The 15,479-nt window shown below is 68.3% G+C and carries 14 protein-coding genes; 7 read left to right on the top strand and 7 right to left on the bottom strand.

Translation table 11 applies throughout. The features are described from left to right. Nucleotides 1-42: 42 nt before the first annotated feature. Nucleotides 43-1,437: an OFA family MFS transporter gene (locus EV649_RS09840; protein WP_130382628.1), complete on the bottom strand. Its 1,395-nt coding sequence runs from the start codon at nucleotides 1,435-1,437 to the stop codon at nucleotides 43-45. 163 nt (nucleotides 1,438-1,600) lie between these two features. On the opposite strand from EV649_RS09840, the gene EV649_RS09835 reads away from it, so the two are divergent. Then, nucleotides 1,601-2,221, top strand: coding sequence for a PH domain-containing protein (locus EV649_RS09835; protein WP_130382626.1), 621 nt, complete (start codon nucleotides 1,601-1,603; stop codon nucleotides 2,219-2,221). On the opposite strand, the gene EV649_RS09830 is transcribed toward EV649_RS09835, so the two are convergent. Continuing rightward, entirely contained in the window at nucleotides 2,218-2,586 is a 369-nt protein-coding gene (locus tag EV649_RS09830) for a hypothetical protein (RefSeq protein ID WP_130382624.1), read from the bottom strand. The genes EV649_RS09835 and EV649_RS09830 overlap by 4 nt on opposite strands. Nucleotides 2,587-2,676: 90 nt before the next feature. Beyond that, on the bottom strand, nucleotides 2,677-3,888 hold the full coding sequence (locus tag EV649_RS09825) for a GNAT family N-acetyltransferase (RefSeq protein ID WP_130382622.1): 1,212 nt from the start codon (nucleotides 3,886-3,888) through the stop codon (nucleotides 2,677-2,679). Between the two features lie 77 nt (nucleotides 3,889-3,965). On the opposite strand from EV649_RS09825, the gene EV649_RS09820 reads away from it, so the two are divergent. Continuing rightward, nucleotides 3,966-4,889 carry a hypothetical protein gene (locus tag EV649_RS09820; protein ID WP_130382620.1) on the top strand — a complete coding sequence of 308 codons (924 nt, stop codon included), beginning with the start codon at nucleotides 3,966-3,968 and terminating at the stop codon, nucleotides 4,887-4,889. Between the two features lie 140 nt (nucleotides 4,890-5,029). Continuing rightward, the gene (locus tag EV649_RS09815) at nucleotides 5,030-5,827 is read left to right on the top strand and encodes a hypothetical protein (protein WP_241997940.1); all 798 of its coding nucleotides are present in this window, start codon (nucleotides 5,030-5,032) and stop codon (nucleotides 5,825-5,827) included. Nucleotides 5,828-5,832: 5 nt separating this feature from the next. On the opposite strand, the gene EV649_RS09810 is transcribed toward EV649_RS09815, so the two are convergent. Together EV649_RS09810 and EV649_RS09805 are read right to left on the bottom strand one after the other, a co-directional pair. Further along, the gene (locus EV649_RS09810; RefSeq protein WP_130382618.1) at nucleotides 5,833-6,330 is read right to left on the bottom strand and encodes a hypothetical protein; all 498 of its coding nucleotides are present in this window, start codon (nucleotides 6,328-6,330) and stop codon (nucleotides 5,833-5,835) included. A 41-nt stretch (nucleotides 6,331-6,371) separates the two neighbouring features. Next, the gene (locus EV649_RS09805) at nucleotides 6,372-6,932 is read right to left on the bottom strand and encodes a GtrA family protein (protein WP_130382616.1); all 561 of its coding nucleotides are present in this window, start codon (nucleotides 6,930-6,932) and stop codon (nucleotides 6,372-6,374) included. A 144-nt stretch (nucleotides 6,933-7,076) separates the two neighbouring features. Here EV649_RS09805 and EV649_RS09800 point away from each other — a divergent pair, with 144 nt between their 5' ends. The 3 genes from EV649_RS09800 (at nucleotide 7,077) to EV649_RS09790 (ending at nucleotide 10,055) form a co-directional block, all read left to right on the top strand. Then, nucleotides 7,077-8,249 carry a 5-(carboxyamino)imidazole ribonucleotide synthase gene (locus EV649_RS09800; RefSeq protein ID WP_241997932.1) on the top strand — a complete coding sequence of 391 codons (1,173 nt, stop codon included), beginning with the start codon at nucleotides 7,077-7,079 and terminating at the stop codon, nucleotides 8,247-8,249. Nucleotides 8,250-8,273: 24 nt separating this feature from the next. Then, the gene (gene purE, locus EV649_RS09795; protein ID WP_130383637.1) at nucleotides 8,274-8,759 is read left to right on the top strand and encodes a 5-(carboxyamino)imidazole ribonucleotide mutase; all 486 of its coding nucleotides are present in this window, start codon (nucleotides 8,274-8,276) and stop codon (nucleotides 8,757-8,759) included. Between the two features lie 75 nt (nucleotides 8,760-8,834). After that, complete coding sequence (locus EV649_RS09790) at nucleotides 8,835-10,055, top strand: MFS transporter (RefSeq protein WP_130382612.1); 1,221 nt, start codon at nucleotides 8,835-8,837, stop codon at nucleotides 10,053-10,055. Here EV649_RS09790 and EV649_RS09785 read toward each other — a convergent pair. Further along, the gene (locus EV649_RS09785; protein ID WP_198682375.1) at nucleotides 10,052-11,389 is read right to left on the bottom strand and encodes a UDP-glucose/GDP-mannose dehydrogenase family protein; all 1,338 of its coding nucleotides are present in this window, start codon (nucleotides 11,387-11,389) and stop codon (nucleotides 10,052-10,054) included. The genes EV649_RS09790 and EV649_RS09785 overlap by 4 nt on opposite strands. 124 nt (nucleotides 11,390-11,513) lie before the next feature. Between EV649_RS09785 and EV649_RS09780 the strand changes: the two genes are divergently transcribed. Further along, nucleotides 11,514-12,677, top strand: coding sequence for an acyl-CoA dehydrogenase family protein (locus tag EV649_RS09780; protein WP_130382611.1), 1,164 nt, complete (start codon nucleotides 11,514-11,516; stop codon nucleotides 12,675-12,677). A gap of 6 nt (nucleotides 12,678-12,683) precedes the next feature. On the opposite strand, the gene EV649_RS09775 is transcribed toward EV649_RS09780, so the two are convergent. Next, a complete protein-coding gene (locus EV649_RS09775) occupies nucleotides 12,684-15,419 on the bottom strand; it encodes a heparinase II/III family protein (protein WP_130382609.1) in 2,736 nt (911 codons plus the stop codon). Nucleotides 15,420-15,479 lie beyond the last annotated feature (60 nt).

Genomic DNA, 15,479 nt, shown 5'->3' with positions numbered 1-15,479 from the left:
CGGCGACCAGTAGCCAGGAGATCACCAGGCGCGGAGTCTGATTCATTGTGCGGCCTCCACCGTGGACTCGGACTTCTCGTGGAATCGCTCGGAGACCGAGCGGATCAGCAGGTTCGCGACGAACCCGACGGCCAGTACGCCGACCATCGTGAACAGCGCCGGCCGGTACGCCGCCGCGGTCAGCGTGCCCGGTTTGCCCTCGCGGTCCAGGAACCCGTTGATGATCAGCGGCCCGGCGATCCCGGCCGCCGACCACGCGGTCAGCAGCCGGCCGTGGATCGCGCCGACCTGATAGGTGCCGAACAGGTCCCGCAGGTACGCCGGAACCGTCGCGAACCCGCCGCCGTAGAACGAGATGATGACCGCGGCCAGCAGCACGAAGACCACCGTGCTCGTGTGCCCGACGGTCGCCAGCAGCGCGTACGCGACGATCCCGACGCCCAGGTACATCGCGTAGATCGGCTTCCGCCCGATCACGTCGGACGTCGAGGACCAGCCGAACCGGCCGGCCATGTTGAAGATCGACAGCAGGCCGACGAACCCGGCGGCGGCCGCGACCGCGACGCTCGACTTGCCGCCGTCGCCGCGGAAGAAGTCCTGGATCATCGGGCTGGCCTGCTCGAGGATGCCGATCCCCGCGGTGACGTTGCAGAACAGCACGACCCACAGGAACCAGAACTGCGGCGTCTTGATCGCGTTCGCCGCCGAGACGTTGCCGGTCGTGACGAGGGCCTTCTGCTGCACCGCCGACGAATCGAAGCCGGCCGGCGCCCAACCGTCGGCGGGGACGCGGATGTTGAAGACGCCGAACATCATGATCACGAAGTAGCCGATGCCCAGCGTCAGGAACAGGCCGACCAGCGCGCTGCCGCCGGCCACCGACGTGCTCACGTTCGGGTCGTAGCCGGAGTCGTAGAGGCCGAGCAGCTGGCGGGACAGCGGGCTGGCGACCAGTGCGCCGCCGCCGAAGCCCATGATCGCCAAGCCGGTCGCGAGCCCCGGGCGGTCCGGGAACCACTTGATCAGCGTGGAGACCGGCGAGATGTACCCGATCCCGAGGCCGATGCCGCCGATCACGCCGTACCCGAGATAGACCAGCCAGAGCTGGCCGGTGCCGATGCCGAGGGCCCCGACCAGGAACCCCGTCGCCCAGAAACAGGCGGCGACGAACATCGCCTTCCGCGGTCCGTTGCGTTCGACCCAGGTGCCGCCGACGGCGGCGGACAGGCCGAGCATCACGATCGCGATGCTGAACACCACGCCGACCGCGGTCTGGCTGGTGCCGAAGTGCTTCACCATCGACGTCTTGTAGACGCTGGTCGCGTACGCCTGGCCGATGCACAGGTGGACGGCGAGTGCGGCCGGCGGGATCAGCCAGCGGCTGTAGCCCGGCGGTGCGACGGTGTGCTCCCGGTCGAGAATCGACAAGACTGCCATCACGGCTCCTTCTGGTCCCCAGTCGTTACCCCCCGCGCATCTTGGCTGACTGTATGCATTTTGTGAAGTGTTAAACCTCTTTGCCACCCGATCAGCACCCGAGGGTTGCCCTCGATCGTGTCGGGAGGGGACAACCGAACCCGGTACCTGTGAGACTGGGGCCATGGCGATCTCGGCGAAGTTGTTGGGTGAGGACGAGTACGTCGTCGTCAGCACCCGGACGCACTGGAAGGCGCTGATCGGGCCGGTCTTCCTGCTGCTGGTGGTGGCGGGCCTGGGCGGCTTCCTGGCCGCGATCGTGCCGTCCGGGTCACTGCAGACCCCGGCCCGGATCGCGATCCTCGCGGTCGGCGTGGTCGTCGTCGCGACCTTCGCGCTGAAGCCGTTCCTGAACTGGTTGTTCTCGACGTACACGATCACCAACCGGCGGCTGATCACCCGGCACGGCATCCTCACCCGGACCGGCCGGGACATCCCGCTGATGCGGATCAACGACGTGTCCTACGAGCACGGTCTGGTGGACCGCATCCTCGGCTGCGGCACGCTGCACATCGAGTCCGCCGGCGAACGCGGTCAGGTCGTGCTCCCCGACGTACCGCATGTCGAGCACGTCCACCTGCAGATGTCCGACCTGCTGTTCGGCGGCCCGGAGGGCAGGCCCGGCGACGGCATCCTCGAGGAAGAGCAGCCCCCGGAACACATGCGCCGCCGCCCGCAACAACCCCAGCAACAGCCGCGAACCGACGACGGCGACACAATCTTCAGCTCAGACGACGACCGCTAGCTCAGCAGCGCGGACGGGCACAGCTGCTCGGCCCGGACGACCGCAGCCTGCTCCGGGCACTCACCGAAGAACTCCCGGAACAACCGGTTCAGGTGCGCGACCCTCTGCTTCGGCGTGCGCAGGCTGACCACGCGGATGGTGAGTGGCCTCGACAGCTGTCCGGTTTGGTCGACGCGTGGGTGGATGGGATCGATCAGACTGCGGGCCGTGCGGCCTTCGTCACGGGCATAGTCGAGTACTTCGTTGCGCGCCGACCTCATGCCGGCCCGCCGACCGTCAGCGAAGACGCTCGGGTGCTTCGGCGGCCCGAGCACCAGAGCGTCGGCGATAGCGCGCAGCTCGTGACGGAGACTTCCGTAGCGCATCGGTGCACCGATGGTCCGGAGCTGGTCGACGACCTCGGCGTTGTGCCGCCAGACCGAGTCGGCCTGCTCGAGCGCCTCGATGACATCGACTCAGAAGACCTCGAGGCTGACGGGGGCCAGCGGCCAGCCGAAGGCCGCGGTTGTTCGGTTGAGGGCGCCCGGGGTGTGTTCGGTGACCCGGGCGGTGGCGGCGAACTCGGCCAGGGGTCGGCCGCCCAGGTAGGCGGCGGACAGCTCGGTGGTGGAGAGGGTCAGGTCGGCCGGGGCTTCGGTGCGTTCGCAGGACGCGGACGCGTCGGACGCGCTCAGGTGGAAGCGGCCGGCGTTCCTCTCGATCAGGTCGTCGGTTACTTCCAGGACGACGTCGAGTGGGACGGCGTACCGACGTTGCTGGAGTGCCCGCTGGACGTCGGTGATGCGGAGCCAGAGAGACTCGCTGACTCGGCGGTCCAGGGCTGTGGGGGTGCTGACCAGTTGCATGAGCGGCTCGTCGACGGCGGCGTACCCGTAGCCGAGCTTCGCGCTCAGGTCCATCGTCAGCAGATGCTGCCAGAGCACCCGGTACGCCGTGGGCTCCGGGGCGACCAGCTCCTCGACGTGCACCTCGTACGCCGGGCCGGTCGGATTCCAGACCATCTTGCCGCGCCACAGGGCGTACCCGTCCACGGTGCCGGTCTCGTCACGATGGACCACGATCCGAAGCGCGGTCCGGCCGCCGCGGTTGTCCGGTTTGTCCTCCAGGTGCTTCTGCCAGCGCAGCTCCGAGCGATCGGACACGCCGGCTCGAACCTGCTGCATCTCGCCGAGGATGCGCGGCAGCTCCTTGAGCGCCTCGTCCGCGGTCAGCTCGCCGAGCTCGCCTGGGCGGATCGGTCCGGTCGGCGGGCCGACGCGGTGCAGGTCGACCTCGTACGCCGTACCCCAGGCAGCTGCGCCGTACCCGAACCGGCCGTAGATCGCCGGCTCGCTGGCCCACAGCACCGCGATCGCCTCCGGCACTTCGCGCAACTGCTTCGCCATCAGCTGGGACAGCACTCCGCGCCGCCGGTGCGTCGCCCGTACGCCGACCCCGGTCACGTGCGCCGCGGGCACCACGGCACCCGGCACGGACAGGGTGCGTGTCAACGCCAGCGTGGTCCCGACGAACTCCCCGCCGTCGACCGCCACCAACGTCCGCTCCGGCTCGAACAGCTGCAGCGCGAGATCGTCCGGCGTCACCTCGAACATCATCGCCGTACTGAACACCGCCCGTACCGCGTCGAACTCTCCGACCTCCGCCGTCCGCACCTCGATCTCGGTCATCTCCGAATTTTCACATGCCCTACCCGCAACTACCGCCCACGGGAGAGCATCAAGCCAAGTGAAAGGGGGTGGGACCAATGATCAAACCTCTCGGAACAACCGCGGTGGCCCTGCTCGTCGCCGCAACCCTCGCACCGACCCCGGCTTCGGCCACGTCGGCCACGTCGGCGGTCAACTGCTACGTGCACGCGTCGTCGATCACCGCCATGGGGGACCACAACAACGTGGCGGTTGTGTCGACCACGCCGCCGAAGGCGACCAGCGGCACGCTCGGCCGCGGTGCCTTCGCACCCGGTCAGGTGAAGGTGATGGCCACGATGTCGGTACTGATCGACCAGGGCCCTGACGGCTCTGAACACGGCGTGTACGGCTACGTCATCATCGGCGACGCGCTCTACCAGGCGGCGTACGGCGCCGACGGCGACGGGATCATCGACCAGCCGCCGGCCGGCCTGCGACGAATCGGCGGTGGCTGGGGGAACTTCACCATGGTGGAGGAAGCCGAGTACCAGGGCCCGACCGAGGCTGGCATCTCCCGGTGGACCGTCTACGGTCTGCGCAACGACGGTGTCCTGTTCCGCTGGACCGTGAGCTCGAAGGGCGTCTGGCGAAGCGCCGGCTCTACGCCCGGGTTCTCGGCGGTCAAGTCGATGTCGCTGATCAGCAAGACCGCGACGTACGACACGTTCGTCGCCAACACCCGCGGCGGCGCGCTCTACACGATCCACATCCCGACCAGCTCACCGATGAAGCCCGTCGTGAAGCAGGTCCGCACCCGCACCTGGCAGGGCTTCGAGACTCTGATCACCCAGCAGTGCGGCGTGTACGGTTCCCTGCTGCTCGGCATCGACAAGGACACCGACTCCGCCTACCTGTACGCGGTCGGCCGCTACACCGGTTTGAGCACGGTGATCCAGTCGATGGGCAAGGTGCCCGCGACGCTGCCCGACAACGTCTACGCGGGCCTGAAGGACCCCGGCAGTCCGAAACACGCCGAATGAGCAAGACAAGTGAAAGGGGGGTGGTACGAATGCTCAAACCACTCGGAACGACAGCAGCGGCCCTACTCGTGGCAGCAGGGGTGGTGATCCCTGGAACCGCGGCGGCGACGCCGAGCGGGGTGTCGGCAGGGGGCTGCCCCGTGGCCGTGGGGTCCGTGACGGCCGGCGGTGACCACCGGGATCAGGGCGTCTTCGCAGCGACGCCGCCTACGGCTCCGGCCAGCCACATCCTGGGGACCGGGGTGTACCCCGACGGGGCGGTTCGGTTCAGTTCTTCGATCTCGTGGGGCGATGACGGGGAGAGCATCGCCTTCGTGTCGGGTTACAGCGTCCTGGGGGATGCGCTGTACCACGCCAACTACTCAGCCAGCGGCGGCGTCATCGACGGCGGGATCAAGCGGATCGGCGGCGGCTGGGGGACTTTCGTCGCGCTTGACGAGGGGAACTACTACGACAAGGTGATGCGGTCCAACATGTACGGGCTGCGCAACGACGGCACGCTGTTCCGCTGGACCATCGACAGCAAGGGTGTCTGGCGCAGCAGGGTGTCCGCGCCCGGGTTCGCCGCGGTGAAAGCGATGACGCTGATCAGCTCGACCAAGACCTACGACACGTTCCTCGCGAACACCCGCGGCGGTGCGCTGTACACGATCCACATCCCGACCACCGCGCCGATGAAGCCCATCGTCAAGCAGGTTCGCAGTAAGACCTGGCAGGGCTTCGAGACGTTGATCGCGCAGCAGTGCGGCCAGTACGGATCGGTCCTGCTCGGCATCGACCGGGACACCCACACCGCCTACATGTACGCCCTCGGCCACGCTACCGGCCCGACCACCGTCATCCAGTCGTTCGGCAAGGTCCCGGGCACCTTCACCGACCCGGTCTACTTCCACTGGACCGACGGCAACGCCACTTGGAAGCCGCCGTTCGGAGAGTGACGAACTCAGACGGCTTCGACGCCGTCTATGAGCCAGTGGCCGCCCACTGACTGGAGAGTGAGCTGCACTCGGGTGCGCTGGATGCTCGGTGCCGACGCGCCCTTTGTGGTCGTGGTGGTGTCGACGAACAGGAGGACGTGGGCCGTGGCGGCGGTCGCGTCCTTGACTGCGGCGTCCTTGACCTCGGCCTTGGCGACGGCCTGCTGGCTCAGCTGTTGCGGACGGATCGCCGCCACGGTCTTCGCGAACTCGGCGCCGAACGTCTCCGTCGTGACCTTCTGGGCCGCCGACGCGTAGTCGTCGAGCTTTCGGTAGTCATAGCTGAAGAGGACGCCGACATTCGCCCGCGCAGCCGCCAGGACCTCCGTGCGTACCTGCTCGCCCGGCCCGGCGGCGTCGACCTTGCGCTGCAGGTCGTCGGCGCGCTCCAGCTGCGTCTTCGCGTCGGCCCGCACGATGCCGACGGCCACGGTCCCGGCGACAACGGAGCCCACCAGCAGCACAGCCAGAACGATGCTGACGACAACTGCAGGACGGGGCCGCGTCAACGGACCGCGGGCAGATCTCCCGTCGACTCCCCGTCGAGTTCGGCGGGGGAGTCCGGGGTCGGGGTGTGCTCGGCCTCGTCGAGGGCGAGTTCTTCCCTGAAGACGAACTTGCGGTACGACCAGAAGCGGAACAGGGTGCCGAGACCGAGGCCGATGAAGTTCGCGGCGATGTTGTCGGACAGCCAGCTGTGCAGGTCCAGGACGTACCGCGAGAAGGCCAGGCAGCCGGCCGCGATCAGCAGGCCGATGCCGTTCAGCACGAAGAACAGCACGTACTCACGGTGCAGTCCGGAGCGCTCCCGGTGCCGCCACGTCCAGTACCGGTTGCCGAAGTACGTCACGAGCGTGGCGACCGTGGTCGAGATCAGCTTCGCGGTCAGCGGCTTGTGGTGCAGCATGCCGATACCCGAGTCGGCGAGCACCAGCGGGTTGCTGAAGACCAGCCAGTTGTAGATCGGCAGGTCGACGACCAGACCGAGCAGACCGACCAGCCCGAACTTGGCAACTTCGTGCACCAAGTGCTGGAACTGGCGGTACAGCGTGGTGACGAGCTTCAACGGTCCTCGGAACCTTCTGTGATCACACCGCAACGGGGAGGGCAGCTTCCCACGGTACCCGGCGACCGGTCCGACCCCGAAATCGCCCGCGTGCCGCCACGGCCGCCGTACGGCGAATGATGTATGGACATTAGGCTCACCGCTGTGAAGTTCGATCGTAAGGATCTCCCCGTCGGTACCCCGGTCGTCGGCATGGTCGGCGGCGGGCAGCTGGCCCGGATGACCCAGGAGACGGCCGTCGCCCTCGGAATCCAGCTCCGCGTGCTCGCCGAGGGCGAGACGGTGTCGGCGGCGCAGGCCGTCGCGGACGCTCCCGTCGGCGACTACAAGGACCCGGAGACGGTACGGCGGTTCGCCGCGGAGTGCGATGTGGTGACGTTCGACCACGAGCACGTCCCGACCGACCTGCTGCACTCGCTCGAGGCAGACGGTCTGAAGGTCCATCCCGGCCCGGACGCGCTGGTGCACGCCCAGGACAAGGCTGTGATGCGCGCCCGGCTGGACACGTTCGACGCGCCGGCGCCCGCGCATCAGGTGGTCGCGACGCCCGCCGACGTCGCGGACTTCGCCAAGCGGGTCGGCGGTTTCCCGATCATCCTGAAGACCACCCGCGGCGGGTACGACGGCAAGGGCGTGTGGTTCGTCGACGGTCCGGAGGACCCGCAGATCGCGACCGCGTTCGGCAGCGGCGTACCGATCCTGGCCGAGGAGAAGGTGGACTTCGTCCGCGAACTGTCCGCGATCGTGGCGCGCTCGCCGCACGGGCAGGCGGTCGCGTACCCGATCGTCGAGTCGGTGCAGCGGAACGGCATCTGCGTCGAGGTGACCGCGCCCGCGCCGGGTCTGGCGCCGGAGCGGGCCGCCCAGGCGCAGCAGACCGCGTTGCGGATCGCCGGCGAGCTCGGCGTGGTCGGCATCCTCGCGGTCGAGATGTTCGAGGCGCGGGACGGGCGGCTGCTGGTCAACGAGCTGGCGATGCGCCCGCACAACACCGGGCACTGGACGATCGACGGCGCGGTCACGTCCCAGTTCGAGAACCACCTGCGCGCGGTGCTCGACCTCCCGCTCGGTTCGCCGGCCGCGCGGGCGCCGTACACCGTCATGGTCAACGTGCTCGGCGGGGACGTCGAGGACATGCACCGCGGCCTGCTGCACTGCATGGCGCGCGACCCGGGCCTGAAGGTCCACTTCTACGGGAAGTCGGTGAAGCCGGGGCGCAAGGTGGGCCACGTCACGGCGTACGGCGACGACCTCGAGGAGACCCGTGAACGCGCGCGGCATGCCGCGGCGTACCTGACCGGCACGATCGACGAATAGGAAACAGCAGTGATTGGCATCGTGATGGGGTCCGACAGCGACTGGCCGACGATGAAGGCCGCGGCCGAGGTGTGTGCCGAGTTCGACGTGCCCTTTGAGGCAGATGTGGTGTCGGCGCACCGGATGCCGACCGAGATGATCGACTACGGACGGTCAGCCCACGGGCGGGGCCTCAAGGTACTCATCGCGGGCGCCGGCGGTGCCGCGCACCTGCCCGGGATGCTCGCGTCGGTGACCCCGCTGCCGGTGATCGGCGTCCCGGTGCCGCTGAAATACCTCGACGGAATGGACTCGCTGCTGTCGATCGTGCAGATGCCGGCCGGAGTACCGGTTGCGACCGTCTCGATTGGGAACGCTCGTAATGCGGGGTTGCTCGCGGTCCGGATCCTGGCTGCGTCCGACGAGAAACTGCGGGACCGGATGATCGCGTTCCAGGAAACTCTCGCGGGGGCGGCGCGGGCCAAGGGCGCTACGGTGCGTGACGGGGCGGCAGAGCTGCGTAAAGGCTGAGGCAGTCACTGGTTTTCCACAGGACGGGGCGGGTAGTCATGAGTTCCCATTGGTTGTCGTCTAAGGTCGTCGATCGTGACTCCGCCCACTGACTCGGACACGCAGCGCATTCCGGTCCGCTATTGGATCTGGCTGTTCGGCGCCGTCGTGTCCCTCCTCGGCGATCTGACGATGACGTTCGCCATCGGCTGGACCGCCACCCGCCACGGCGGCAGCATCGCCGGCCTCATCCTGTTGCTCGCCGCCGCCCCGCGAGCCGTTCTGCTGCTGGTCGGCGGCGCGATCGGCGACAAGTACGGCGCCCCACGGGTGCTGCTCGCGAGCTGTACGGCGATGTTCCTGGTCACCGCGGCCCTCGTCCCGGCCACCCTGGCCGTCGGCGAACCCGTGTGGTTGCTGGTGATCCTGGCCATCGTGGTCGGAACGATCGACGCGTTCTTCCTGCCGTCCTCCCGGTCGATGCCGCGCCTGCTGGTGCCGCCGGCCCAGGTGCCCCGAGCGCTCGCGAGCTTCCAGGTGACCGGCGTGGTCTTCGCCGTCACGGGCACTGCGGTCGGCGGCGTCCTGGTGAGCTGGGCCGGACTCACCGCGGCCGCCGGATTCGACGCCCTGACGTTCGGCGTGATGATCGTCGTCCTGATCCTGCTGCGGAAGACGATCGCGCCCCCCGGCCGAATGCCGGCCGGCATGTTCCGGTCGATCGGCGCCGGCATCCAGGTTGCCTTCGGCCGCCCGCTCACCCGGGCGCTGCTGATCACGATGACGGTTGCGGCAGGTCTGCTGATGCCGATGGACGCACTGCTGTTCCCGCTGCTCGCCCGCGACCACGGCTGGAACGCCCAGACCGCCGGTCTGCTGGTCGCCAGCCGGAGCCTGGGAGTGGGGGTGATCGCCCTACGCATCCTGATGTGGGGCGCGTTTCCCCGGCCGGGCATCTTCGCCGCTGTCGGCCTTCTGGTAGCGGCTGCCGGACTGCTCGGCCTTTCGGTGCTCGACCCGGTGCCGCTGACGTTCGCCGCCGGTGTGCTGAGCGGGATCGGCGTCGGCACGTTCACCGGTCACGTGCTGCCGCTGCTGATGAACTCGGTGGAGCGTGAGTTCCAGTCCCGCCTGCAGTCGATCGTCGTGCTCTGCCAGAGCTTCGCGATCATGGTGGCGAACCCGCTACTCGGCGGCCTGGCCGATGTGAGCGGCATCGGCATCACGGGCGTCTGCCTGGGCATCTCGGTGGCAGCGGCCATCACCGGGTGCGTCGTGCTGACGCGCCCGGTTCTGCGATCGGCGACAGTCGCTTAAGGCCTGCCCGGCGCCCGGTAGGTCCAGCCTGCGGCGCGCCACGCGTCGGCATCGAGGTTCAGGCGCGCGTCGATGACGACCGGGCCGGTGACGATCCCCCTGAGCGCAGCCGGGTCGAGCTCGCGGAACTCGGGCCATTCGGTCAGGTGCAGTACGGCGTGCGCCTCGCGGCACGCCTCGACCGCGGTGGGGGCGTAGCGCAGGGTCGGGCGCACCTTGCGGGCGTTCTCCATCGCCTCCGGGTCGAACACCGTGACGTTCGCGCCGTGCAGCTGGATCCGCCCGGCCACGTCCAGCGCGGGCGAGTCGCGGACGTCGTCCGTGCCGGCCTTGAACGCGGCCCCGAGCACGGTGACGTTCTTGCCGATCCACTGGCCGCCGAGCATCTCGTGGGTCAGGTCGACGATCCGGGCGCGGCGGTGCTGGTTGATGTCGTCGACCTCACGCAGCAGCGTGATGACCTCTTCGACGCCGAGCTCACCGGCCCTGTGCATGAACGCGCGCAGGTCCTTCGGCAGGCAGCCGCCGCCGTACCCGGGCCCGGCGTTCAGCGCGCCGCGGCCGATGCGCTTGTCGTACCCGAGCGCCTCGGCCAGCTGGGTGACGTCCGCGCCGGTCGCGTCGGCCATCTCTGCGAGCGCGTTGATGAACGAGATCTTCGTGGCCAGGAACGCGTTCGCGCCGCCCTTCACCAGCTCCGCGGTCGGCAGGTTGCAGATGACCACCGGCGAACCCTCGCCGATCGGGGTCGCGAACACCTCGCGCAGCCGGGCCTCCGCGGAGGCGGACTGGACGCCGAACACCAGGCGGTCCGGGTGCAGTGTGTCCTCCACGCCGTGCGCCTCGCGGAGGAACTCGGGCTGCCAGGCGATCTCGACCGCCGACCCGGCCGGGGCCTGGCGGTGCATGCGTTCCTCGACCGCCTTCGACGTACCGACCGGGACCGTGGAGCGGCCGACCACCAGGGTCGGCTTGGTGAGCAGCGGGGCGAGCATGTCGACGACGGAGTAGACCTGGGACAGATCGGCCGCCTCGCTGCCCTCGAGCTGCGGGGTGCCGGCACAGATGAAGTGCACGTCGGCCCAGTCGGCGATCTCGGTGTAGTCGCTGGTGAACCGCAGCCGGCCGGAGTCCACGTGCTTCTTCAGCAGCGGGTCCAGCCCGGGTTCGTACAGCGGCGCCTTGCCGTCGTTCAGCAGCTTCAGCCGGTGCTCGTCGATCTCGACCCCGATCACGTCGAAACCGAATTCGGCCATCCCCGCGGAGGTGTTGCAGCCGAGGTATCCGGTGCCGATCACGGCGATCCGCAGGGGGCGGGAGGTCGCTTCACTCATGTCGGGGACTCTACCCATCGTGGTTATCAGACGGTTATCGGCTCATGTCTGGAGAGTGCGCTCTTGCTCACTTTCGGCGTACGACGTCCTCCACAGGCGAGATGTTCGTCGTACTGTGTGACTCGTGAGTAACTCATTCGAGCTGTACGCGCTGTCCGAGGAGCACCAGGCGATCCGCGAGGCCGTTCGCGACGTCTGCGACGCCAAGGTCGCCCCGCACGCCGGGGACGTGGACGAGCTGGCCGAGTTCCCGAAGGCGTCGTACGACGCGCTGAAGGCCTCGGACTTCCACGCGCCGCACATCCCGGAGCAGTACGGCGGCGCCGGGGCGGACGCTCTCGCCACGGTGATCGTGATCGAGGAGGTCGCCCGCGCGTGCGCCTCGACCTCGCTGATCCCGGCCGTCAACAAGCTCGGCTCACTGCCGCTGCTGCTGTCCGCCTCGGACGAGGTGAAGCAGCGCTACCTGCCGCCGGTCGCGGCCGGCGACTCGATGTTCTCGTACTGCCTGTCCGAGCCGGAGGCCGGTTCGGACGCCGTCTCGATGAAGACCCGCGCGGTGGCCGACGGCTCGGATTATGTGCTGAACGGCGTGAAGCGCTGGATCACCAACGCCGGAGTGAGCGATTTCTACACGGTCTTCGCGGTGACGGACCCGGACGCCCGGTCGAAGGGGATTTCCGCCTTCGTGGTGGAGAAGTCCGACGACGGCGTCTCATTCGGCGCACCGGAGAAGAAGCTCGGGATCAAGGGCTCGCCGACCCGCGAGGTGTACTTCGACAACGTCCGGATCCCGGCCTCGCGGATGATCGGCGACCCGGGCACGGGCTTCGGCACCGCGATGGCGACCCTCGACCACACCCGGGTGACGATCGCGGCGCAGGCGCTCGGGATCGCGCAGGGCGCGCTCGACTACGCGCTCGGGTACGTCAAGGAGCGCAAGCAGTTCGGCAAGGCGATCGCCGAGTTCCAGGGCCTGCAGTTCATGCTCGCCGACATGGGCATGAAGATCGAGGCGGCCCGACAGCTCACGTACGCCGCAGCCGCCCGCTCGGAGCGCGGTGACTCCGACCTGACGTACTTCGGCGCCGCCGCCAAGTGCTTCGCCTCCGACGTCGCGATGGCCGTCACCACCGACGCCGTCCAACTCCTCGGCGGCTACGGCTACACCCACGACTACCCGGTCGAACGCATGATGCGCGACGCCAAAATTACGCAGATCTATGAAGGCACCAACCAGGTCCAGCGCATCGTCATGGCCCGCCAACTCCTCAAGGGCATCAGCTGAGCCCGGTCAGGGTGTTGCCGCCGCGTAGACCAGGTCGCCGGTGCGGGAGAAGTCGACGCGTGCGCCGTTGAGCAGGACCTCGGTCGTGTTCGGAGCGGCGATACCGATCGCCTTCGCCGGATCGGTCGAGGCCGTCAGCCCCCGACCGTCGATGCGGAGCGTGGAACCGGCGTACGAGACGGCGACATCGTTCACCGCGACCGGCGAGCTGAGCAGGACCTTGCCGGCCCGCGTGACCTTCGATCCGTCGTACAGCACCAGGGAGCGGTCTTCGGCGTACAGCATCTTCCCGTCGAAGCTGTACGACCCGAACGAGCGGGTGGCCTTCGACGCCCATGACTTGTAGTAGGTGCCACGGCCGCCGTCGCCGTACCGGATGTCCAGTGCCGTCGCCAGATCGGGCGTCAGTGTCCCGACCGCCAACCGGTTGATCCGTACGGCGCCATCGGCGGCCGCCGGCGATGGCAGCAGCAGCGTGTCGAACGTGGTCTTTCCCTTGCCCTGCTTGACATACGAGGCGTACTTCGCGTCACTCACGTGATAGAACGCGGGCGAGTAGTACCCGTTGCGCACCGAGGCTGTGAGCTTCTCGGGATCCGCCGGGACGACAGCCAGATTCGCGCCGGAGGCGAACTTGGTGACCGCTGCCTTGGAGGTGGCGGTCTGCACGGGATTCGCGTCCGGCAGGAAGTGCCAGTTCTGCTCGTAGCGATGCGTTGCGGTGTCGCGCGGCTTGAGCTGATCGGACACCAGCGACATCCCCGATCGCAGCGTCAGCACAGACCTCGCGTGCCAGGCCCCGGCGGACGCGTCGGTGTTCCCGCTGATCAGGTCGAACGCCGGGTTGCTGACGAAATGGGTGATCTCCCCGGCGGCTGTGTTGTTCTGCGGCAGGTTGTCAACCTCGACGGTGTTGTGCGCCTCGGTGGTCTTCCGCAACCAGTCCGATCTCGGGTCCGAGCTGTAGGAGTACGCGCCCGGGTCGACCAGCAACTCGCGGCCGTGTGCGTAGGTGACGAGCGACAGTTCATCGGGGTGGCTGTGCGGGCCGCGATCGATGTTGTACCGCAGGTAGGAGTCAGCCGCCGACCAGCCCGAGCGGGACACCGCCACCCGGGTGTCCGGATACCGCGCCGCGACATGCTGGGGTTTCGTGCCGGCCTTCCCCGACGTACCGACGTAGATCAGCTCCTGGTCGCCGAGCAACTCGCCGAGCCGGCGCAGGACCGAGCGCTGATCGTCGCTGCCGCTGTCGCCGTAGTTCGCCGTGTAGCCGTTCGGCAGCGTCTGGTCCATCAGGAAATGACCGAGCTTGCGGAGCTTCTCGGTCGCGGTGAAGGCGATCCCGTGCTTCTTCATGAACTCCACGAGGTCGACGTACTGCGAGACGTATCCCCGGGCGTAGCCGCTCGTCGCCTCGCGGTAGCCGCCGTCGGCGTAGGTCGAGTCGTTCAGCTGACCCGCCAGGAAGTCGGCCGCGCTGGTCCGCCAGCCCGCGGCCGCGGTGAACTCCGGCAGGTAGACGGCGGCGTGCAACAGCGAGATCTTCTGGGTCTGCATCCAGTTCGGGCTGTCGTGGACGTTGCCCTGCAGATGGAGGCCCGATCGGTACATCGTCTTCAGGATCTCGACATTCTCCTCCGCGTCCAGCGAGGGGCTGCTGCGCAGGATCTCGTACGCCGCCGTCCAGTTGTCCAGCCGTCTCGCGGTGTCGAGGCTGCGTGGGTAGGAACCCGCGTCGCCGTACCCGTCTGCGTCGGAGATGAAGTCGGTCATCGTGCCGATCAGCGCATCGGCGTACTTCTCGTCGGTGGTCTTCTGGTACGCCGTGGCCAGCGGACCGGCGAAGAAGAAGCGCGCCAACTGGTACCAGTACTCCTTGTCGGCGCCGGTCGGCAGCCGCCAGTCGAAGCCGCCGGGGTCGCCTTGCCAGGAGTACGTGTTCTGCACGGTGTTGTTCCAGGTGCGGGTGCTCTCCACGAACGCCTCGGAATTGCTGAACACCATGACGTCCTTGGCAGCGTCAGCACGCCCGGTCAGCGTCAGTGCCGCGCTGCGGACACCGGAGACGCCGGTCAGATCGAACTGCAGGAAGGCCTTCCGGGTCTCGGCCGTGAAGGGACCAGCCCCTTGGTCCCGGACCTGGAGGTGGTCCTTGGCGCCGTACGTCGTACCAGCGTCGGCACCTGCCTTGATGTACGTGTCGGCCGTGGGATTGAGCGTCCGCACCGACCCGTCGTCGAGCGTCAGCCGCAACGCCGGCTTGCCCGACGCCTTCTCGCGGCTGTTGACGACGACCGTGACGGGATCCTTGATCCGCGCCATCAGCAGGAAACCGGTGGTTCCACTCGTAATGGCGGAGGTGACATCAGCGCTGACCGCCGCCTCCTGGGTGCCGAATCGCGCCGTGGTCAGGTAGGTCTCGCCGGAGCCCAGCGTCCAGATGTGGTCGGGCGTCAACGCGAGAACGCCGGGCCAATCCTTGTGCGTGAACTTGCCGGCATCGTTGGCCGGACGGGCCCGGTAGTAGGCGAGCAGCTCACTCTTGGCCGCGGCGTAGTCACCTTTCTGTACGGCGGCCTGGACCTGGCGCAATCCGGCGACGCCGTAGTCGAGGAGCCCGAAGAACTCCGCGTCGGACAGGTCCTCAGCAGTCGATGCGTCTCGGGCACCCAAAGTCCCGGCGAGCACCATCAACGCGGTGGCGGCAGCGACGACGGTCGCCCGCAAACTGGTACGCATACATCTCCCCAGTAGTTCAACGACGCGGACTGGGGCGCCACTCCCCTCGTCGCGGCGCCC

Source organism: Kribbella sp. VKM Ac-2569 (assembly GCF_004216905.1).
Taxonomy (GTDB): domain Bacteria; phylum Actinomycetota; class Actinomycetes; order Propionibacteriales; family Kribbellaceae; genus Kribbella.
This window is presented reverse-complemented; position numbering and strand designations above follow the sequence as displayed.